The following is a 20,133-nucleotide window of genomic DNA, read 5'->3' as shown; positions in this document are numbered from 1 at the left end:
TGCCGTCCCGGCCCCGTGCGCCCACCGACCCGGACGCCCGCCGGGGCATTCCGTTTGGGTTTTCGGACCGTCAACCGGAAGACTGCACCCGTGACGTCCCGTATCCCGCGCGACTCCAGGCTTCGACTCGTCCGCCCGCGACCCCTGGCCGCCGCCCCTCCAGCGATGAACCAGCGGCGTCCGCGCCGCGCCGCGCCGCGACCCCCGGAGGGCACACCGGCCCGGTCGGAGCTGGCCAGAATGGCGCGCTCCGTTCTGGCCGACGCGGCCCGTGTCGCCCGCTGGGCCGACACCGCTCTCGGCCCCGGCCGCGGCAGCGCGACCGCCGACGGGAAGGCCACCCTCTCCGACACGACCGCCGGCCAAGCGGCCCGGGAACTGGGCCTGACCACCGCCGAGGTCCGCGCCGACTGGGACACCGCCCGACTCGCCGGACTGGTCGAGGTGCACGGTGGCAGCGCCCGCCCGGGCTGGCGGCTGCGCGCCTGGAACCGCGACGACAGCGCCGTACTGCGCGGCTGGGTCGCCCTCTTCGACGCCTGGTCGCTGGCCCACCCCGAGCCCGACGGGCAGGAGCCCGCCGCCGTGGCCGAGGTCATCTCCGCGATGCCCCAGGTGCTCTCCTTCCTCCAGTTGTCCGCCGGGCCCGTCCCGGTGGCGCAGCTCCTGGACCTGCTGGAGCAGCGCGTCACCGAACTGCGCACCGAACGCTGCGAAGTGCCCTACGGCCCCCGACTCGAACCCGGAACGCCGCAGACCGCCGCAGCCGCCGCCGCGACGCTCCCGGACGCCACCGCCGACACCCCGCTCGCCCCCCTCCTCGACTGGGCCCTGCACGCCCTCTCCTCCGTCGGCGCCCTCACCTGCGGTGACGGACACGCCACGCTCACTCCGCTCGGCAGCTGGGCGGTCTGGGTCAAGCTCGAGCAGATCTGCGTCGCCGCGCAGAGCCCCGCCGGCAACATCGAGCAGTCGGCGGAGGACATGCTCCGCGGCTGCGCCCAGCTCCGCCCGAACGCCGCCCGCGCCGAGTACCGCGCCTGGCTCGCCGCCCGCCCCGTCGGCAGCGCCGTCGCCGAGCTGCTCGGCGGCGCCCGGGGTGAGGACGCCCTGCTGCGCGGCCTCGCCTTCGAGGCGCTGCGCGTCGTCGGCGCCCCCGCCGAGCCCGATGTCCGCGCCGTCCTCGACGAGCCGACGCTGCGCCCGTACGCCCTGCTGTGGCTGGCCGAGCACGACGGTGCCGATCCCGAGGACGCCCACGAGGTCCTCACCCGCCAGGAGGCCACCTGGCTGTGGGTCGACACCGCGGCCGCCGTCGCCGACCACGGTGAGGCCCCGCTGCTCGTGCGGCATCTGGAGTCCGCGGTGCAGCCCACCGTCCCGGCCCTGCTGGACGAGGTCCGGGCCGTCGGCCACCCCCGCACCGTGCAGGTCCTGGTCGCCCTCGCCGCCGCGCACCCCGACCCGGCCCTGGCCAAGGCGGTACGCAGGGCGGCCTTCCAGGTCCACACCGGAGGCAGCTGACCCCGCCCGGGCACCCGCGGCCGGAGGCCCGGGCAACTCGCCCCGGCCGCCCGAGGGACCCCGCCGCCTGAGACGTCCCCCGGCCCCCCACCGCCGGGGGACGCTTCCGCACAACGGGGGACGCTTCCGCACAACGGGGAGGACGCTTCCGCGTGGACGGCGTGTACGCGGCGCATGGCTTCGGGAACCCGATCGCGGCCGTGCACCAACCCGTGAGGCCGTCCATCCGGAGCCCCTCGCGGGAACACCACCGATCCCGCGCCGCCGACCCCGCCGCGGACCGCCGGAGGCTACCCGCGGATCTCCGGCGCGTACGTCCCGAAGCTCCAGATGTTGCCCTCCAGGTCCCGGGCCATGCAGTCCCGCGAGCCGTAGTCCTGGTCCGTCGGGGGCATGAGGATCTCCGCGCCGTGTTCCACCGCCCGCCGATGGTGGGCGTCGACGTCCGCCACCACGACGTACACCCCCGTCGTACCGGCGTTCTTCATCGCCTCGTCGAAGCGGCTGCCGGTGCCCTTCGACCCGAGCATGATCGCGCCGTTGCCCTGGGCCGGTTCGGCGTGGGTCACCGAGCCGTCCTCGCCCCCGTACACCGCCAGTTCCGTGGAGCCGAAGGCCTGGGTGAGCTGCCGGACAGCCGCCCTGGCGTCCGCGTACAGCAGCGTCGGGTAGACGCTCGGGCGCCCGCCGTCCATGCCTGCCATGCCGATCACGCCCTTGTGAGCCGGTAACCGGAGGAGCGGATGCCGCGAAGCTCCCCGAAGCCCGGAAAGGGACGGAATCCGGGCCTGTGGCCCAGTCTGGCACCGCCCCCTGACAACGCCCCGGACCCGCGATCCCGAACACGGGAGCCCCGAACAAGGGACCGCGGACCCCGTATCCCGGCAAAAGGGGTTGCACGGCCCCGTTAGACTGGCCCCATGGCCATTCTCCTCGCGCATTAGACGGCGGGAAACGTCCTCAGCCGCCCATCCCGCCAACCACCCGCCCTGGAGTCTGTCCGTGATCTCCGCCTCCGGCATCGAGCTGCGCGCCGGTGCCCGCGTCCTCATCGAAAGCGCCACCTTCCGCATCGCCAAGGGCGACCGCATCGGCCTGGTCGGCCGCAACGGCGCCGGCAAGACCACCCTCACCAAGGTCCTCGCCGGCGAGGGCCAGCCCGCCGCCGGCAACGTCACCCGCTCCGGCGAGGTCGGCTACCTCCCGCAGGACCCGCGCACCGGCGACCTCGACGTGCTCGCCCGCGACCGCGTCCTGTCCGCCCGCGGCCTGGACGTCCTGATCCGCAAGATGCGCGACAACGAGCAGCGCATCGCCAACGGCCAGGGCGCCACCCGCGAGAAGGCGCTCAAGCAGTACGAGCGCCAGGAGACGGAGTTCCTCACCAAGGGCGGATACGCCGCCGAGGCCGAGGCCGCCACCATCGCCGCCGCGCTCAACCTGCCCGACCGGGTGCTGGGCCAGCCCCTGCACACGCTCTCCGGCGGTCAGCGCCGCCGTATCGAGCTGGCCCGGATCCTGTTCTCGGACGCGGACACCCTGCTGCTCGACGAGCCGACCAACCACCTCGACGCGGACTCGATCGTCTGGCTGCGCGACTACCTGAAGACCTACCGCGGCGGCTTCATCGTGATCTCCCACGACGTCGACCTGGTCGAGACGGTCGTCAACAAGGTGTTCTACCTGGACGCCAACCGCTCCCAGATCGACGTCTACAACATGGGCTGGCGGCTCTACCAGCAGCAGCGCGAGGCCGACGAGAAGCGCCGCAAGCGCGAACGGCAGAACGCGGAGAAGAAGGCCTCCGCGCTGCATTCACAGGCCGACAAGATGCGCGCCAAGGCCACCAAGACGGTCGCCGCGCAGAACATGGCCCGCCGCGCGGACAAGCTGCTGGCCGGACTGGAGGCCGAGCGGAAGTCCGACAAGGTCGCCAAGCTCCGCTTCCCCGAGCCGGCGCCCTGCGGCAAGACCCCGCTGATGGCCGAGGGCCTGTCCAAGTCGTACGGCTCGCTGGAGATCTTCACCGACGTCGACCTGGCCATCGACAAAGGCTCCCGCGTCGTCATCCTCGGCCTCAACGGCGCCGGCAAGACCACCCTGCTCCGCCTCCTCGGCGGCGTCGAGAAGCCCGACACCGGCCAGGTGATCGAAGGCCACGGCCTCAAGGTCGGCTACTACGCGCAGGAGCACGAGACCCTCGACCCCGAGCGCACCGTCCTGGAGAACATGCGCTCCGCCAACCCGGACCTCGACCTCGTCGAGGTCCGCAAGACGCTGGGCTCGTTCCTGTTCTCCGGCGACGACGTCGACAAGCCGGCCGGCGTCCTGTCCGGTGGCGAGAAGACCCGCCTCGCGCTGGCCACCCTCGTGGTGTCCTCGGCGAACGTGCTGCTGCTGGACGAGCCCACCAACAACCTCGACCCCGCCAGCCGCGAGGAGATCCTGGGCGCGCTGCGCACCTACAAGGGCGCGGTCGTCCTGGTCACCCACGACGAGGGTGCCGTCGAGGCGCTCCAGCCGGAGCGGATCATCCTGCTTCCGGACGGCGTCGAGGACCTGTGGGGCGCCGACTACGCGGACCTCGTCGCCCTGGCTTGATCGAATGGATGATCCACTGGGTATGGATCATTCGGCCGATCCGTGATCCACCATCTGTGTGAGATCTCCTCATCACGAGGTGTGTCCTACATCGATTTCGCGGCCGGCCCCCCCAGTAGCGGGGGTCCGGCCGCGACACCTTTCTGACCTGGAACTTCGCGGAAAAACCCGTTCGGCGGTACGGACGTGATCCTCTGGAATTGGGGATTCCGTATGTGGGGACTCGCTCCTGTCGTCACAACCTTGTCTCATCGACCTTGCCGAATGGGTGGCCATGAAGCCCTGGAGGGGTGATCATGAGGAGACCAGAGCGCACTTCCCATGAGGAGGACCGGGTGGCCGAGACTCTGAAGAAGGGCAGCCGGGTAACCGGCGCCGCGCGCGACAAGCTCGCGGCAGACCTGAAGAAGAAGTACGACGCCGGTGCGAGCATCCGGGCGTTGGCCGAGGAGACCGGCCGCTCGTATGGCTTCGTGCACCGCATGCTCAGCGAGTCGGGTGTCACGCTCCGAGGGCGTGGCGGGGCTACCCGGGGCAAAAAGGCCACATCGGCCTGATGTTCCGGGCGGCCCCTCGACTCCGAAAGTGAAGGTGGCCACCCGGCCGGTCATCCGACCGTCCGGGTGGTTACTGTGCAGTCACTTAGCTCTGCCGTCGTACGGCGTCACAGCCGGCGCGCGGCGGGGACGACGACCGCACCTTTCGGAGGCACCCCATGGCTTCGCACGCCCACGACCCCGCTCCCGTACTCGACAAGGACGGCGTGCGGCTCACCGTCGACGACGCGATCGCCACGGTGACGCTGACCAACCCCGACAAGCGCAACGCGCAGAGCCCCGCTCTGTGGCGGGCGCTCACCGAGGCCGGTCGGCTGCTGCCGGGTTCCGTCCGAGTCGTGGTGCTGCGGGCCGAGGGCAAGTCCTTCTCGGCCGGGCTCGACCGGCAGGCGTTCACCCCCGAGGGCTTCGACGGCGAACCGTCGTTCATCGATCTCGCGCGGGGCGGCGACGCCGAGCTGGACGCGACCATCACCGAGTACCAGGAGGCGTTCACCTGGTGGCGGCGCAGCGACATCCTGTCGGTCGCCGCTGTGCAGGGCCACGCCATCGGGGCCGGCTTCCAGCTCGCCCTCGCCTGTGACCTGCGGGTCGTCGCCGAGGACGTGCAGTTCGCCATGCGTGAGACCAGCCTCGGCCTCGTACCGGACCTGACGGGCACGCACCCCCTGGTGTCCCTGGTCGGGTACGCCCGCGCGCTGGAGATCTGCGCGACGGGCCGCTTCGTCATGGCCGAGGAGGCCGTGAGCACCGGGCTGGCCAACCTCGCCGTGCCCGCGGACCAGCTCGACGGCGCCGTGCGCGATCTGGCGTCGGCGGTCCTGGCCGCACCGCGCGACGCCGTCATCGAGACCAAGGCGCTGCTCCAGGGCGCCCGGCACCGGGACTACGAGGCTCAGCGCGCCGCCGAACGGGCCGCGCAGGCCCGCCGCCTGCGCGACCTGGCCGGGCTCGGCGAGTAGTCCGGGCGCCGCGGACGACCGCTCGGCATCCTCCCGACGATCCGCCGGGCCCGATGGCTCGGAGACAGCCCCGGCACGAGCCTGCTCAGTGGAGCGCTGTCACCGGTGCCGCGACCGGCGGGCGGGTTTGCTCAGTGGAGCGCTGTCACCGGCGCCGCGACGGGCGGGCGGGTCTGCTCAGTGGAGCGCTGTCACCGGCGCCGCGACGGGCGGACGGGTTTGCTCAGTGGAGCGCTGTCACCGGCGCCGCGACGGGCGGGCGGGCGGGTCTGTTCAGCCGACCGCCGTCACCGGCGCCGCGACCGGCGGGCGGGTCTGCTCAGCCGACCGCCGTCACCGGCACCGCGACGGGCGGACGGGCCCGCTCAGCCGACCGCCGTTACCAGCACCGCGACCGACGGACGGTTCGGCAGGGCCTCCGACACCGCCGCGCGGACCCGCTGGGCCACCTCCACGGCCCGGTGGCCCGCGTCCACCGCCAGCTCCACCCGGACATGGCGGCGCGGCAGGGCGGCCTGTTCCCGCGGCAGCTCCGTCACGACCACCGGACGGCCCAGCGTCGCCGTCAGCCCGGTCACGCCCGGGACCGACAGGGCGGCGCCGGCCGCGCGGCCCTCGTCACCGTCGCCGGGGTGAGCGGCCGGGGGACGACGCGACTCGCGTCCAGGTGCCGGTTCCGGGTCCGGCTGCGACGCCGCGTCCAGCAGGGCCGTGGCCCGCAGGTCCACGTCGGTCACCGTCAGACCGATCCCCCGGGCCGCCGCCGTCAGCACGGCGCGCAGCCGGGCGGCCGTCGCCGGCAGCGGCTCGCCCGTCGCCGCGGGACCGACGGTCGCCGCGAAGTCGGCCGTCACCCGCAGCGGGCCGGGCGGCAGGGCACTCGGCGGCGGCGGTACGGCCGGTTCGTGTACGTCGTCCCGGCCGGCCGGCGCGATACGCAGGCCGCCCGGACGCACGCCCGCCACGTCCCGAGCGGCGGCCAGCAGTACCTCCCGTGCCGCGCGTTCGGCGATCCACGCGCCGTCCCCCGGGCCGCCCAGCGGCAGCAACCTGCCGAGCCCCAGCTGATCCCGCACCGTCCGCGCCCACCGGTCCGCCGTCGTCATTCCTTCAGCCTGCCGCATTCACGACCAGCCTGCCGCATTCACGACGCGGAATCGCGCAACCGTGCTTACGGTGGTCGAAGAAGGACGGACCGGAAGGGACTGCGGCGATGAGTGACTTGACGGAGAAGGAAACGACCGAGACCGGTGCACAGCGTGGGCAGGGCGCCCGGCGCGGCGGGGGAGCCCCCGCCGACCGGGGCCGCACCACCATCGCCGACGGCGTCGTGGAGAAGATCACCGGAATGGCGGCACGCGACGTCGCCGGTGTGCACGCCATGGGCAGCGGGACGTCGCGCGCCTTCGGGGCCGTGCGGGACCGGGTGCCCGGCGGGGCCAAGTCGGGAGTGACGCGGGGGGTGAAGGCCGAGGTCGGCGAGGAGCAGACGGCGCTCGACCTGGAGATCGTCGTCGAATACGGCGTGTCGATCTCGGACGTCGCCCGGGACGTGCGGGAGAACGTGGTCGCGGCGGTGGAGCGGATGACCGGCCTGGAGGTCGTCGAGGTCAACATCGCGGTGAGCGACGTGAAACTGCCCGACGAGGAGGACGAGGAGCCGGAGCCCCGGATCAAATGACGCGGACGCTGACCGAAGGGTGGACTGAGCGGTGAACGAGGTGAGCGCACCATGAGTATGGCCGTGGTCGGCCTGATCGTCGGCATGGCGCTGGGATTCGCCGGATATTTCGGCGGTTTCGGAGCTTTTCTGCTGGTGGCGGCCCTGGGAGCCGTCGGATTCGTCGTCGGCCGTCTGTTGGAGGGGGACATGGACCTCGGTGACCTTTTCCGCAGCCGAGACGACCGGCGGCGGTGACCGGCGTGAGCGGTGGGGCCGGTGAGCTCCTCGAAACCCCGGCCGTCGTACCGCCGGGCGAGCGCGGTGCCACGCGGATCGCCGACCGGGTGGTCGCCAAGGTCGCCGCGCAGGCGGCGCGGGAGGCGGTCGGCCCGCTCCATCCGGACGCCGAGCGCCCGCACGCCACCGTCGTCGTCCACCACGACACCGCCCACGTCCGGGTCCACCTGGAACTGGACTACCCGTGCGACGTCGGCGCCCGCTGCGGGCGGGTGCGTCACCAAGTCGTCCAGCGGGTACGCGCGTTGGTCGGTATGGCGGTGCCGGAGGTCGCCGTCCAGGTGGAGCGGCTGCACCTGGCGGCGGAGTACGGCGCGGGACGGGGGAGGACCCGATGAGCGAGCCCCAGGGCACCGAGGGCAGCACGCGGCGCCTGCCCGTCATGGAGCCCGTCATGGAGAAGGAGCCGGCGGCCGGCAGCGGACCGCCGTCCGACCCCGCTCCCGGCAGCGGACCGGCCGGCCGCTTCTGGTCGGCGCGCCGCGTCCCCGCGGGCATCGTCGCACTGCTGCTGCTGCTCGTCGCGGGCGCCTTCCTCTACGACGTCGTCGCCGTGCGAGCCGGCCGGTCCGCCCTCGGCTGGCGCCGCGATCTGGCCCGGCAGCTCGCCGAGCGGCCCCTCGACGACACCTGGGTCCTCGTCGGCGCGGGAGTCGCCGCGGCCCTCGGACTCTGGCTGCTCGTCCTGGCCCTCACCCCCGGCCTGCGCAAGGTGCTCCCGATGCGGCGCACCCGCCCGGACGTACGCGCGGGGCTCCACCGCGACGCCGCCGCCACGGTGCTGCGCGACCGGGCCATGGAGGTCGCCGGTGTGCAGTCCGCGCGGGTCCGGATGCGCCGCCGGAAGGCCCGCGTGCGCGCGCTGTCGCACTTCCGTGAACTGGACGACGTACGGACCGATCTGGACGGCGCGCTCGACGACGCGGTGCGGGGGCTCGGGCTGGCCCGGCCGCCCGCCGTGTCACTGCGGGTCGCGCGGCCGGGACGAAAGGGGTGAGGGCGGTGCTCAGGACCGTCGACCGTATGCTGCTCGGGCTCGTGGGCCTGATCCTGCTCGCCCTCGGTGGTTCGGTCCTCGCCGTCGGGCTCGGCGCCCCCGCGCCTTCCTGGTGGCTCCACGACGGGCCGCACGACGTGCTTCTCGGCGATGCCGAGCGGACCCGGTGGCGGGACGCCGGCTGGTGGTGGCCGGTCGTCATCGCCGCACTCGCCGTCCTGCTGCTGCTCGCCCTGTGGTGGCTGGTCGCGGTGGTGCGCCGCCGCCGGCTCGCCGAGGTACTCGTCGACAGCGGGGACGGCGAGGGCGCCGCGCTGCGCGGCCGGGCGCTGGAAGCCGTCCTCGCCCAGGAGGCGGGCCGGGTGGACGGGGTCGAACGGGCCAAGGTCCGCCTCACCGGCCGCCGCACCGCCCCAGCGACCCGCATCCGCCTGCTCCTGGCCCCCCACGTGGACCCCGGCTCCGCCCTGAACGACCTCACCACTCACGCCCTGACCCACGCCCGTGCCTCGGCGAACCTGGAGAACCTCCCCGCGGAGGTCCGCCTCCGGGGCGTCAAACACGGCGCCGAGCGCGTCAACTGAGCGCCGGTGCGGATCGGCGGCCAGGGGGTGTCGTTCGGATCAGGTCGGCTCCGAGGGACGGCTCCGGCAAGACCCGAACGACGCCCCTAGAACCCGTGCCGCACGCCCCCGTCCACCGGCAGCATCACGCCCGTCACGTACGACGCCGCCGGGGACAGCAGGAACGCCGCCGCGCGGCCGAACTCCTCCGGGGCGCCGTAGCGGCGCAGCGGGATGCGGGACTCGGCGGCCGCCCTGGTCGCCTCCGGGTCGGCGGACAGGCCGTCCAGCTCACGCACCCGGTCGGTGTCGACGCGGCCCGGCAGCACGCCGACGACACGGATGCCGCGCGGACCCAGCTCGTCGGCGAGGGACTTGGCGAAGCCGGCCAGTCCCGGGCGCAGGCCGTTGGAGATGGTCAGGCCCGGGATCGGCTCGTGCACCGAGCCCGACAGCACGAAGCCGATGACGCCGCCCGACTCCAGCTCCGCCGCGGCCGTTCGGGCCAGCCGCACCGCACCGAGGAACACCGACTCGAACGCCGCCTGCCACTGCTCGTCCGTGTTGTCGGCGACGAAGCCGGGCGGCGGCCCGCCCACGCTGATCAGTACGCCGTCGAAGCGGCCGAAGCGCTCACGGGCGGTCGCGATCAGCCGGCCGGCGGCCTCGGGGTCGGCGTTGTCGGCGGCCACCCCCACCACGTCCGGGCCCAGCGCGGCCGCGGCGTCGGCGGCGCTCTGCTCGTCCCGCCCCGTGACGAGCACCTTCGCCCCGTCGGCGACCAGCTCGCGCGCGGCGGCGTTGCCCAGGCCCCGGGTGGCTCCCGTGACGACGTACACCCGGTCCTTCAGTCCAAGATCCATGGCCCTATCCTGCCCCCTCGTTCCCGAACAGGGCGAGGGCGGTGTTCACCAGGCCGATGTGGCTGAACGCCTGCGGGAAGTTGCCGAGCTGGTGGCCGGCCACCGGGTCGTACTCCTCGGCCAGCAGCCCCACGTCGTTGGCGAGTCCCACCAGCCGCTCGAACAGCTCCCGGGCCTCCTTCGCCCGGCCGGTCGCGTGCAGCGCGTCCGCGTACCAGAACGAGCACACCAGGAAGGTCCCCTCGCCGCCCGGCAACCCGTCGACGGGGTCCCCCTCGGTGCTGTAGCGGCGCACCAGGCCGTCCCGGGCCAGCTCCTCGCCGATCGCGTCGACCGTGCCGACGACCCGCGGGTCGTCCGGCGGCAGGAAACCGAGGCGCGGGATGAGCAGCAGCGAGGCGTCCAGCTCCCGCGAGCCGTAGGACTGGGTGAAGGTGTTGCGCTCCGGGTCGTAGCCCTTCTCGCACACCTCGCGGTGCACCTCCTCGCGCAGCGCGCGCCAGCCGTCCGGGTCACCACCGCCCAGCTCGGGATGCTCCTCAAGCGTACGCAGGGCCCGGTCCAGGGCCACCCATGTCATGACCTTCGAGTGCACGAACTGCCGGCGCCCGCCGCGCACCTCCCACAGCCCCTCGTCGGGCTCCCGCCACGCCGTGCCCAGGAAGTCCATCAGGGCGCACTGCAGCTCCCACATCTGCGGCTGCGGGTGCATGCCCGCCTGCCGGGCCAGCGACAGCGAGTCCATGACCTCGCCGTACACGTCCAGCTGGAGCTGGTTCACCGCGTCGTTGCCGATCCGCACGGGCGTCGACTCGGCGAAGCCGGACAGCCACGGCAGCTCGAACTCGGGCAGCCGCCGCTCGCCCGCCAGGCCGTACATGATCTGCAGGTCCGCCGGGTTGCCCGCGACCGCGCGCAGCAGCCAGTCGCGCCAGGCCTCGGCCTCCTCGAGGTATCCGGCCGACAGCAGGGCGCCCAGGGTGAGAGTGGAGTCGCGCAGCCAGCAGAAGCGGTAGTCCCAGTTGCGCACGCCGCCGGGCTCCTCGGGCAGCGACGTGGTGGGGGCGGCCACGATGCCGCCGGTGGGCTTGTAGGTGAGCGCCTTGAGGGTGATGAGGGAGCGGACGACGGCGTCCCGGTACGGGCCGTCGTAGCGGCAGTGCGCGGCCCAGGCCCGCCAGTCCTCGACACTGTGCTCCAGCGCGACGAACGGGTCGATCACCGGCGGGCGGGGCTCGTGCGAGGGGTGCCAGGTCAGTACGAACGCGATCTTCTCGCCCGGGGCGACCGTGAACTCCGCGTGCGTCCCGAAGTCCTGTCCCCAGCTGCGCACCTCGGGCTCGCTGCGCAGCCACGCCGCGTCCGGTCCGGCGACGGCCACCCGGAGCCCGTCGGCCCTGCGCATCCACGGGACGATCGAGCCGTAGTCGAAGCGCAGCCGGAGCACGCTGTGCATGGTGACCTCACCGCTCAGGCCCTCCACGATGCGTACGAGGTCCGGGGCGCGGTCGCGCTGGGGCATCAGGTCGGTGACCCGCACCGAGCCGTCCTCGGTCTCCCACTCGGTGTCCAGGACGAGGGTGTCCGGCCGGTAGGCGCGGCGCGTGCAGCGCTCGGCGCCCTTGGGGGCGATGCGCCAGTGGCCGTTTTCCTCGTCGCCGAGGAGCTTGGCGAAGCAGGCGGCGGAGTCGAAGCGGGGCAGACAGAGCCAGTCCACGGAACCGTCCGTGCCGACCAGGGCCGCCGTCTGCTGGTCGCCGATGAGCGCGTAGTCCTCGATTTGGGGGTGCACGGGATTCCGTATTCCCGAGCGGGGGCGGAGCAATCGGATCCGCCCCCGTCCTCCCGCCGGACGGCCCCGTACCGGCTACACCGTCGCGGGCTCCGCCTCCGCGGTCTCCTGCTTGTCCTCCGCCGTCCGGTCCCGGGCCTCACGGCGGGCCAGGACGAACCAGCCGACCGGGACGCCCGCGGCGAACAGCCACCACTGGACGGCGTACGCCATGTGGTTGCCGATACTGTCGTGGTCGGGCTCCGCGATCAGTTCGGGGGTGTCGGCCGGGGGCTCGGGCTCGGTCAGCTCGACGTAGCCGCCGAGGACCGGTTCGCCGAGGCGCTCGGCCTGCTGCTCGCTGTTGATCAGCATGACCTGGCGGTCGGGCAGCCCCTCGACGTTCTTGATACCGCTGTCCTCGGTCGTCTGGTCGGGCATCAGCCGGCCGGTGACGGTGATCTCGCCCTCCGGGGGTGCCGGGATCTTCGGGAAGGCGGTCTGGCTACCGCCGCCCGACGGGATCCAGCCACGGTTGACGATCAGGACCTTGCCGTCGTCCAGGACGAACGGGGTCAGGACGTGGTAGCCGACCCGGTCGTCCGCGTTGGTGCGGCGACGGACCACGACCTCGTCGGCGCGGTCGAAGTGCCCCTTCGCGATCACCCTGCGGTAGCGGTGCTCGTCGTCGACCTCCGCTCCCGGCGAGGACATGGACTCGACCGGCACGGGCTCCGCCGCCAGGGAGTCGGCGATCTCGCCGTTCAGCTCGACCCTGCGCTCGTGGCGGTGCAGCTGCCAGAAGCCCAGCTCGATCATCGTCGGGATGAGCGCGAGCGCCACGAGGGTGAGGATCACCCACTGGCGGGACAACAGGAAGCGGTACACGCATCGACGGTACCTCGGCAGGGATCGGCCCTCGCGGGGAGGTCCCCGCGAGGGCCGTACCCTCGCGCCCTCGCGCCGGCGGGGAGCACACGACCGGCCGGTGGCGTCGTGGGGTCCACCGCGGGCCGTCCCCGCGTCGGCGGGGAGCACGTTCGGCAGCAGTGCCGCGGCGTGGCGTCAACGACGGCTTCGCCCCGGAGGTCACGCGAAGCGCTCAGACCTTGTCGACGATCCCCGCCCTCCCCTCCGCGCGGGCGCAGTGGGCGCCGCAGAACCAGTGGCCCTCGACCTCGACGCCCTGGCCGATGATCTGCACCCGGCAGTGCTCGCAGATGGGCGCCATCCGGTGGATCGCGCAGGAGAAGCAGTCGAAGACGTGCACCGCTCCCTGGGCGTGGACCTCGAAGGTCATTCCGTAGTTGTTGCCGCAGACTTCACATGTCGCCATGCGCCACAGGGTGAGCCGTCCGAGCGACGCGGGCGAGCGGGCGCCGGGCGAGTCGCCCGGAATCACCCGTCCGTACGGCTCACGTACGGCTCAGCCGTCCGCGGGCTCGACGTCCGCGAGCAGCTGCCCGAACGCCGCCTCGTCCACCACCGGCGTCCCGTACTGGCGGGCCTTGACCACCTTCGAGGTGCCCGAGTCCGGGTCGTTGGTGACCAGCAGGCTGGTCAGCCGGGACAGGCTGGTGGCGACGTGCAGCCCGGCCTCGGTCGCGCGGTCCTCCAGCAGGTCCCGCTCGACGGAGGTGTCACCCGAGAAGGCGACCCGCATGCCCTGCTTGAGGCATTTGCCCTCTTCGTACCGGCCAGGGTTGGGGTACGGGCAGGCGGGCCTCTTGCGGGAGGGGCGCCAACTGGCCTGCCGGTAGCCGCCGTAGCCCGCCTGCTGGCCGATCCGGGGCGCGGGCCGGTCCGACCACTCGGTCAGCGGCCGGCACTCGTGCAGGGGCAGCCGCACGCCGCCCGCCGCCGCGGCGAGCAGGCTCGGCCGGAACGCCTCCGCCAGCACCCGCGCGTCGTCCAGCGCGTGGTGCGCCCGCTGCTGTACGACGCCGAAGTGGGCGGCCAGCGACTCCAGCCTGTGGTTGGCCAGCGGCAGGCCCAGCTCCTTGGAGAGCGCGATGGTGCACAGCCGTTGGCGCACCGGCGCCTCGCGCTGTGCGCGCGCGTACTCCCGGGCGATCATCTGCCAGTCGAAGACGGCGTTGTGCGCGACGAGCACCCGCCCGTCGAGCCGGGCCGCGAACTCCTCGGCGACGTCCGGGAAGAGCGGTGCTCCCCCCAGCACGTCGCTCGTCAGACCGTGTATCCACACCGGGCCGGGGTCCCGCTGCGGATTGACCAGGGTGTACCAGTGGTCCTCGACCTCACCGCGGGCGTCCAGTCGGTAGACGGCCGCGGAGATGATGCGGTCGTCGCGGGCCAGGCCGGTGGTCTCCACGTCAACGACCGCGTACCCCTGCGGATACGCGGCCGGCCACGCCGTGGCGGACGGCGGTGCGGTCGTGCGGTCTTCGAGCATGGTCAATGAGGATACGGGCCGCGACTGACACCCCGGACCCGCAGGGGCCCCGCGGCGCCCGGCGAAACGGTCCCTCCGCCAAGTCCCGTGCGCCGCGGAAGGGTTGCGGCGCACGGTGCGTGGAGACGGCCGCGGAGCGTCGGTGCGGGGCGCGCCGCGCGCCGGGTGGCATCCTCCGCCATGTGACGCAACCCACGCACGACGAGGCCCACGGCGGTGCCCTCGGCACCCGGCTCAACTGGCTGCGGGCAGCGGTCCTCGGCGCCAACGACGGCATCGTGTCCACCGCGGGGCTGGTCGTCGGCGTGGCCGGCGCGACGGACGACCGCTCCGCCCTGCTGACGGCCGGACTCGCGGGGCTGCTCGCCGGTTCGCTGTCGATGGCGGCGGGCGAGTACGTGTCCGTCTCCACCCAGCGGGACTCCGAGAAGGCCGCCCTGGCCATGGAGAAACGGGAGCTGCGCGAGCAGCCGGAGGCCGAGCTGGAGGAGCTGGTGGATCTCCTGGCGGCACGCGGACTGAGCCGCGACGTCGCCAGAGAGGCGGCCGAGCAGCTGACCCGGCGGGACGCGCTGCGGGCCCACGCGCGCGTGGAGTTGGGCATCGACCCCGACGAGCTGACCAACCCGTGGCACGCGGCCTGGGCGAGCTTCCTGGCGTTCACCGTCGGCGCGTCGCTGCCCCTGCTGGCGATGGTGCTGCCGCCGGCCGGCCTGCGGCTGACGGTCACCGTCTGCTGCGTGCTGGGTGCCCTGGTCCTGACGGGCTGGAGCAGCGCACGCCTCGGCGCGGCTCCGCCGGGCCGGGCGGTCCTGCGCAACGTGACAGGCGGCGCCCTGGCCATGGCGGTCACGTACGCGACGGGTTCACTGCTGGACGTCGCCGGGGTGTAGCGCTTCCGCGTGGGGCCGCCGCCGGTGGTGCCGGTGCTCCCGCCGGTGACACGCGCCGTCGCGCGTGCGGTGCGACCGGTGGTTCCGTCGCTCGTGCGGCCGGTGCACTCGACTGCGGGCGGTTGCGGGCGGTGCACTCGACCGCGGGCGGCTGCGGGCGGCGCGTTCCGCGGTCGGCCGCGGGGGCGGGGTCACCACCGGATCGGTACCGGAAGGGCCGTCAGGAGGCCCGACACCGCCACCACCACACCCAGGGCGACGACCTCCGCGCGCGCGGGCGAGCAGGCGGTCAGCGGGTCGGCCGCGCGGCTCAGCCGGATCCTGGCCCACAGGGCGAGCGCGGCGACGGCGGCCACGAGGAGCACCTTGGCGAGCAGGACCCGCCCGTACGCCGTGTCCGTCAGCTGGTCCGCGATCGTGCCCGGCGGCATCCGGCGCAGCGAACTGCACACTCCCGTCGCCGTGATGGCGGCGAGCAGGGCGGCCGCCACGCGCGCGTACAGACCCAGCAGGGCCGGGCCCGCCTCGATGCCCCGCCACTGCCGCAGCGTCCGCAGCACGTACAGGAGACCGCCCACCCACAGCGAAGCGCACGTCAGATGGACAAGGGTCAGACCGGAGCCGAGCAGCGGGCTGTACTCGGTCGTGGGGTGGGCGCGCAGCGCCTCCGCGACGGTGACGGCGGCCAGCGGCCAGACCTGGAGGCCGGGCCGGCGCGAGGTGGCGCACAGGCCGGCCGCGAGGAACCCGTTGACCTCCAGGAGCGCGAGCTTGCCGTCACGGGACTCGTAGAGGCCGCCGACGTCGATGTCGGCGACGCTGCCCGGCACCAGATTGCCCGTGGCCACGACCGACGCCAGACCCAGCGCGGCGACGAAACCGGCCGCGGCCGCGTACGGCGACCAGCTGCGGGGCCGTGCCGGGGGAGCGCCGGGGAGCGACCGGGTGAGCCGGTTCACGAAGAGCTCGCCGGCCGGAACGCTCAGCGCGGCGAACAGCACCGTACGCAGCAGGGCTATGCCGCCGGTGCCGGGCGCCTCGGCCTCCCCCGTGCCGCGCAGGGCGGGGGACGGGCCGAGGAGGGGTATCAGCGCGGCCAGCACCACCAGCACGAGCACCGCCACGGTCCGGCCGGTACCGGCGGGCCGCGCGTGCCGTCCGGTGCCGACGGTCCGGGACGGGGGTCTTGTCAAGGTCACCTCGAGATCTTCACCAGCTCCCCCAGATCCGGGCAAGTTCCGGAAAACAGCTGGCGGACCGGCATTCCACACAAGAGGACGTTTTCGGCCGCCGTACGGTTCGGGAACGCCGTGGAACGGATGAGTGACGCGTCACACCGCCCGCCCGCCAGGGCCGACCCCGCGTCGACTTCAGTCGACCCGGGAGGCGGCCGGCCACCACAGCCGCACCTGCGCGTCGGTGGGCCGCAGCTCCGGCCAGGACACGCACCAGGCGCCCAGCCGCGCGATCCCTCCCAGGGCGTCGCCCGGGAACCTCACACAGCCGCGTTCGAAGCCCTCGCCGACGGCCGCCATCGCGTCGGCGAACAGACCCACCACGAAGAGCACGACCGCCACGACCGACCACACCACGCACAGCAGCGGGACGAACACCAGGGTCGCGGCGAAGCGAAGGGCCAACCTGTATCGCGACCGGACCGGTTCGGGCCTCCAGGTCGCGGGGTCCTCGTACGTGTGCATGGCAAAGATGCCGCCGCACGACAACAGGCGGAAGCGGGCCGGGGAACTGCCCCGGCCCGCTTCACGCGCGCGTGCCGCTTACCAGGTCACCGCGTCCAGCGCGTCGGCCATGCCCCAGCCGTAGAAGCCGTTGCGGTTCTTCGAGCCCTCGCACACCGCGTCGACCTTGCCGTCGCCGTCGATGTCGTACGGCTTGGTGCACGGCGTGGCGTCGGCCTGGGCGTACAGCAGGGCCTTGACCATGGCCGGGGAGGCGTAGGGGTGCGTCGACTTGATCAGGGCGGCGACGCCCGCGACGTGCGGCGACGCCATCGACGTACCGGCCATGTAGCCCCACTTGCCGCCGGGCATCGTGCCCAGGATCAGTCCGCTGGTGGCGGGCGGCTCCGGCGTCTGGTAGGCCGTCGAGTCGCCGCCGGGCGCGGCGATGTCGATGACACCGAGGCCGTGGTTGGAGAAGGACGACTTGAGGTCCTTCGCGCCGGTCGACGCGACCGTCACGACACCCGGCAGCTGGGTCGGCATGTCCAGGCACTCGGACGGGTCGATCACCCGGTCCGAGGGCGTGGAGTCGTTCGGGGAGACCGGGTCGGTGATCTCGTCGGCCGCGAGGTCGTAGTTCTCGTTGCCGGCCGCGGCGACGTTGACCGCGCCCTTCCTCTCCGCGTACCGCGAGGCCCGGGTGACGGCCTCGAGAAGCGCCTTCTGGTCCGGGTCGTCCTTGCAGTTGAAGTACCAGGGGTCGGTGTAATAGCTGTTGTTGGTCACCTCGACGTCGTGGTCGGCCGCCCACATGAAGCCGCAGACCACGGCCTCGGTGTAGAAGAAGCCGTCCGGGTTGGACACCTTGATGCCGGAGACCTTCACCCCGGGCGCCACGCCGGTCATGCCGACGCCGTTCTTGGCGGCGGCTATCTCCCCGGCGACGTGTGTGCCGTGCGGGCTCTCCGCCGCGCCGGGCCGCCAGGCGCCGTCGGTGGTGTCCGGCTTGCCCGAGACGCAGTTGACGGAGGCGTCCCGGTCGAAGTTCGGGGCGATGTCCGGGTGGGTGTCGTCCACGCCGGTGTCGATGACGGCGACCGTCACCTTGCTGCTGCCCAGCGACTTCTCGTGGGCCTTGTCCGCCTTGATGGCGGGCAGGTCCCACTGGAGGGGCTGCAACGGGTCCTGCCCCTCGGCGGCCTCCGCGGCGGCCATCTCCTTGTCGCTGAGCACCTTCGGCGCGCCCGTGTCCGTCGTGGCGGCCGAGGGCAGCGGCGCGGTACGGGTGGCACCGGCCGACTGCACGCCGCGCGCCTTGCGGACGGACTTGGCGAAGTCCGGGTCGGCGGAGTGGACGACGATCACGCCGATTTGGTCGTACGACGTCACGATCGTGCCGCCGGCCTTGGCGATCGCCCGCTTCACGTGCGCCGAGGGGCCGTGCCCGGGGCGGACGTTGACGACGTAACTGAGCGAGGACGCCGAGTCGGCCGAGACGGAGGGTGCGGCCTGAGCGGCCTCCGAGGCCTCCGCGGCGGAGGCCGGAACGCCCGGCAGGAGGGCGAGCGACGCTGCCACGGCCATGCCGGCCGGGATCGCGAGGGCACGCCGGTGACGCGGGTGGGGCGCTGTCATGTGCGATGTCTCCAGTTGGTTCGAGGAACTGCTTCGAGGAACTGCTCCAAGGAAGTACTCGGAGGAACTGCTCCGAGAACTTCGTGGACGGTGGAGCAGGCGTTCGGAGCCGGACGAGCCGGTCACTTCACCGCGCGCAGCGCGTTGACGATGCCGAAGCCGTAGAAGCCGTTGATCCGCTTGCCGCCCTCGCACGTGGCGTCCTGCGCGCCGTCGCCGTCCTGGTCGTAGGAGGCTGGGCAGCCCGGGTTGTCCGCCTGGGCCTTCAGCAGCGCCTGGAGCATCGCCGGGGACGCGTGCCGGTGCTTCGACTTCAGCAGCGCGGCGACGCCCGCGGCGTGCGGCGAGGCCATCGAGGTGCCCTGGAGCCAGGCGTACTCGTTGTTCGGCATGGTCGACAGGATGCGGCCGTTCTTGGACGGCGTGTCAGGGATCTGGTAGCGCGCGTCGCCGCCCGGCGCCGCGATGTCCACGACACCCTTGCCGTACGAGGAGTAGTAGGACTTCTCCTCGTCGACGCCCGTCGCGCTGACCGTGACGATGCCCGGCAGCTGGGTCGGCACGTCGAAGCACTCGTGCGGGTCGATGGTCCGCGTCACCGGCGTGGAGTCGTCGGGGCTGGAGTCGTCGACGATCGCGTCGGAGTCCAGGTCGTGGTTGGAGTTGCCGGCCGAGGCGAGGTGCAGGGTGCCCTTGCGCTGGGCGTACAGCTGGGCCCGGTTGACCGCGTCGACGATCGCGCGCTGGTCCGGGTCGTCCATGCAGTTGTACAGCCAGGGGTCCACGTAGTAGCTGTTGTTCGTGATCTCCACGCCGTGGTCGGCGGCGAACATGAACGCGCACACGACGTTCTCGGGGTAGAAGAGCCCGTTGTCCGGGTCGCTCACCTTGATGCTGGAGACCTTCACGCCCGGCGCGACACCGGCGACGCCGATGCCGTTGCGGGCGGCGGCTATCTCACCGGCCACGTGGGTGCCGTGGTAGTCGTCGGCGGTGTACGGCCGCCAGGCGCCCTCGCTGGTGTCCGCCTTGCCGCCGACGCAGTTGGCGGACTGCGACGCGGAGAAGTTCGGGGCGAGGTCGGGGTGGGTGTCGTCGACGCCGGTGTCGATCACGGCGACGGTGACCCGGGAACTGCCCGGGTTGACCTTCGCGGCCTGGTCGGCGCCTATCGCGCGCAGGTCCCACTGGTCCGCTTCCAGCGGCTCGCCGGCGCCCGCGGCCTCGGACGCCTTCGCGGTCCTCGCGGCCTGCTCGGCGGAGAGCATCTCGGCGGCGCCCTGGTCCGTCGTCCCGGCGGCGGTCAGCGGCGCGGTACGGGTCGCGCCCGCCGACCGCACTCCGCGCGCCTCGCGTATCCGCTCGCCGAATTCCGGGTTCGACGAGTGGACGACGATCACGCCGATCTTCTGGTACGTGGTGACGACACTGCCGCCGGCCTCGGCTATCGCCCGCTTCACCGACGCGATCGTGCGGTGGTCCGTCCTCGTGTTGACGACGTAGGCCAGGCTGGGCGCTTTTGCCGCCCGGTCGGCCCGCGCCGCTTCCGCGGCGGCTTCCGCCTGCGGGGCGGCCGAGGCGGCTGCCGGCAGGAAGCCGAGCGACGCGGTGAGCGACAGCACGACGGGTACCGCGAGGGCGAGCCGCCGTCTGGAACGCGGGGAACGCGGCGGACGCGGCGTGTACAGATGATCCATGGGGTCTCCACATCA

Annotated in this window: 21 protein-coding genes; 10 read left to right on the top strand and 11 right to left on the bottom strand. The window is 73.1% G+C overall.

Going from position 1 to position 20,133, the window contains the following annotated elements; all coding sequences use genetic code 11:
- Positions 1–90 precede the first annotated feature (90 nt).
- On the top strand, positions 91–1,524 hold the full coding sequence (locus ACIQ1J_RS00370; protein ID WP_403552811.1) for a hypothetical protein: 1,434 nt from the start codon (positions 91–93) through the stop codon (positions 1,522–1,524).
- Positions 1,525–1,814: 290 nt separating this feature from the next.
- On the opposite strand, the gene ACIQ1J_RS00365 is transcribed toward ACIQ1J_RS00370, so the two are convergent.
- Complete coding sequence (locus ACIQ1J_RS00365; protein WP_403552809.1) at positions 1,815–2,228, bottom strand: VOC family protein; 414 nt, start codon at positions 2,226–2,228, stop codon at positions 1,815–1,817.
- Between the two features lie 298 nt (positions 2,229–2,526).
- Between ACIQ1J_RS00365 and ACIQ1J_RS00360 the strand changes: the two genes are divergently transcribed.
- The 3 genes from ACIQ1J_RS00360 to ACIQ1J_RS00350 all read left to right on the top strand — a co-directional run bounded on the left by ACIQ1J_RS00360 (position 2,527) and on the right by ACIQ1J_RS00350 (position 5,644).
- Positions 2,527–4,125, top strand: coding sequence for an ABC-F family ATP-binding cassette domain-containing protein (locus tag ACIQ1J_RS00360; protein WP_403552807.1), 1,599 nt, complete (start codon positions 2,527–2,529; stop codon positions 4,123–4,125).
- Positions 4,126–4,460: 335 nt separating this feature from the next.
- Entirely contained in the window at positions 4,461–4,682 is a 222-nt protein-coding gene (locus tag ACIQ1J_RS00355) for a helix-turn-helix domain-containing protein (RefSeq protein WP_003976983.1), read from the top strand.
- A 158-nt stretch (positions 4,683–4,840) separates the two neighbouring features.
- On the top strand, positions 4,841–5,644 hold the full coding sequence (locus ACIQ1J_RS00350; protein ID WP_403552805.1) for an enoyl-CoA hydratase/isomerase family protein: 804 nt from the start codon (positions 4,841–4,843) through the stop codon (positions 5,642–5,644).
- A gap of 365 nt (positions 5,645–6,009) precedes the next feature.
- Here the strand turns inward: ACIQ1J_RS00350 and ACIQ1J_RS00345 are convergent, their stop codons facing one another.
- Positions 6,010–6,750 carry a nucleopolyhedrovirus P10 family protein gene (locus tag ACIQ1J_RS00345; RefSeq protein WP_403552803.1) on the bottom strand — a complete coding sequence of 247 codons (741 nt, stop codon included), beginning with the start codon at positions 6,748–6,750 and terminating at the stop codon, positions 6,010–6,012.
- A 107-nt stretch (positions 6,751–6,857) separates the two neighbouring features.
- Between ACIQ1J_RS00345 and ACIQ1J_RS00340 the strand changes: the two genes are divergently transcribed.
- From ACIQ1J_RS00340 to amaP, 5 genes are read left to right on the top strand one after another with little or no spacing between them, the layout of a single operon-like run.
- Positions 6,858–7,325, top strand: a complete 468-nt coding sequence (locus ACIQ1J_RS00340; RefSeq protein ID WP_403552801.1) for an Asp23/Gls24 family envelope stress response protein — start codon at positions 6,858–6,860, stop codon at positions 7,323–7,325.
- A gap of 51 nt (positions 7,326–7,376) precedes the next feature.
- Positions 7,377–7,562 carry a hypothetical protein gene (locus tag ACIQ1J_RS00335; RefSeq protein WP_403552799.1) on the top strand — a complete coding sequence of 62 codons (186 nt, stop codon included), beginning with the start codon at positions 7,377–7,379 and terminating at the stop codon, positions 7,560–7,562.
- Positions 7,559–7,942, top strand: coding sequence for a hypothetical protein (locus ACIQ1J_RS00330; RefSeq protein ID WP_403552797.1), 384 nt, complete (start codon positions 7,559–7,561; stop codon positions 7,940–7,942). Before ACIQ1J_RS00335 ends, ACIQ1J_RS00330 begins: the two co-directional genes overlap by 4 nt.
- Complete coding sequence (locus tag ACIQ1J_RS00325) at positions 7,939–8,601, top strand: DUF6286 domain-containing protein (protein ID WP_403552795.1); 663 nt, start codon at positions 7,939–7,941, stop codon at positions 8,599–8,601. Before ACIQ1J_RS00330 ends, ACIQ1J_RS00325 begins: the two co-directional genes overlap by 4 nt.
- On the top strand, positions 8,598–9,185 hold the full coding sequence (gene amaP, locus ACIQ1J_RS00320) for an alkaline shock response membrane anchor protein AmaP (RefSeq protein WP_403552793.1): 588 nt from the start codon (positions 8,598–8,600) through the stop codon (positions 9,183–9,185). Before ACIQ1J_RS00325 ends, amaP begins: the two co-directional genes overlap by 4 nt.
- An 86-nt stretch (positions 9,186–9,271) precedes the next feature.
- Here amaP and ACIQ1J_RS00315 read toward each other — a convergent pair whose 3' ends face one another.
- The 5 genes from ACIQ1J_RS00315 to ACIQ1J_RS00295 form a co-directional block, all read right to left on the bottom strand.
- Positions 9,272–10,027 carry an SDR family oxidoreductase gene (locus tag ACIQ1J_RS00315; protein ID WP_121746322.1) on the bottom strand — a complete coding sequence of 252 codons (756 nt, stop codon included), beginning with the start codon at positions 10,025–10,027 and terminating at the stop codon, positions 9,272–9,274.
- Between the two features lie 4 nt (positions 10,028–10,031).
- Positions 10,032–11,819, bottom strand: a complete 1,788-nt coding sequence (locus ACIQ1J_RS00310; RefSeq protein ID WP_403552791.1) for a glycoside hydrolase family 15 protein — start codon at positions 11,817–11,819, stop codon at positions 10,032–10,034.
- Positions 11,820–11,894: 75 nt separating this feature from the next.
- Positions 11,895–12,686, bottom strand: coding sequence for an SURF1 family protein (locus ACIQ1J_RS00305; protein WP_403552789.1), 792 nt, complete (start codon positions 12,684–12,686; stop codon positions 11,895–11,897).
- Between the two features lie 214 nt (positions 12,687–12,900).
- Positions 12,901–13,134, bottom strand: coding sequence for a hypothetical protein (locus tag ACIQ1J_RS00300; RefSeq protein ID WP_121746319.1), 234 nt, complete (start codon positions 13,132–13,134; stop codon positions 12,901–12,903).
- 90 nt (positions 13,135–13,224) lie between these two features.
- A complete protein-coding gene (locus ACIQ1J_RS00295; RefSeq protein WP_403552787.1) occupies positions 13,225–14,211 on the bottom strand; it encodes a DEDDh family exonuclease in 987 nt (328 codons plus the stop codon).
- Between the two features lie 182 nt (positions 14,212–14,393).
- Between ACIQ1J_RS00295 and ACIQ1J_RS00290 the strand changes: the two genes are divergently transcribed.
- A complete protein-coding gene (locus ACIQ1J_RS00290) occupies positions 14,394–15,104 on the top strand; it encodes a VIT family protein (protein WP_403552785.1) in 711 nt (236 codons plus the stop codon).
- Positions 15,105–15,295: 191 nt separating this feature from the next.
- On the opposite strand, the gene ACIQ1J_RS00285 is transcribed toward ACIQ1J_RS00290, so the two are convergent.
- From ACIQ1J_RS00285 to ACIQ1J_RS00270, 4 genes are all read right to left on the bottom strand, one after another.
- Positions 15,296–16,303 (bottom strand): CopD family protein, encoded by a 1,008-nt coding sequence (locus ACIQ1J_RS00285; RefSeq protein WP_403552783.1) that lies wholly within the window; start codon positions 16,301–16,303, stop codon positions 15,296–15,298.
- 171 nt (positions 16,304–16,474) lie between these two features.
- Positions 16,475–16,744 carry a hypothetical protein gene (locus ACIQ1J_RS00280; RefSeq protein WP_403552781.1) on the bottom strand — a complete coding sequence of 90 codons (270 nt, stop codon included), beginning with the start codon at positions 16,742–16,744 and terminating at the stop codon, positions 16,475–16,477.
- Between the two features lie 138 nt (positions 16,745–16,882).
- Positions 16,883–18,421 (bottom strand): S8 family peptidase, encoded by a 1,539-nt coding sequence (locus ACIQ1J_RS00275; RefSeq protein ID WP_403552779.1) that lies wholly within the window; start codon positions 18,419–18,421, stop codon positions 16,883–16,885.
- 122 nt (positions 18,422–18,543) lie between these two features.
- On the bottom strand, positions 18,544–20,118 hold the full coding sequence (locus ACIQ1J_RS00270) for a S8 family peptidase (RefSeq protein WP_403552777.1): 1,575 nt from the start codon (positions 20,116–20,118) through the stop codon (positions 18,544–18,546).
- Positions 20,119–20,133 lie beyond the last annotated feature (15 nt).

Origin of the sequence: Streptomyces sp. NPDC097107 (assembly GCF_044762405.1) — a bacterium.
GTDB classification, from domain to species: Bacteria; Actinomycetota; Actinomycetes; order Streptomycetales; family Streptomycetaceae; genus Streptomyces; species Streptomyces thinghirensis.
This window is presented reverse-complemented; position numbering and strand designations above follow the sequence as displayed.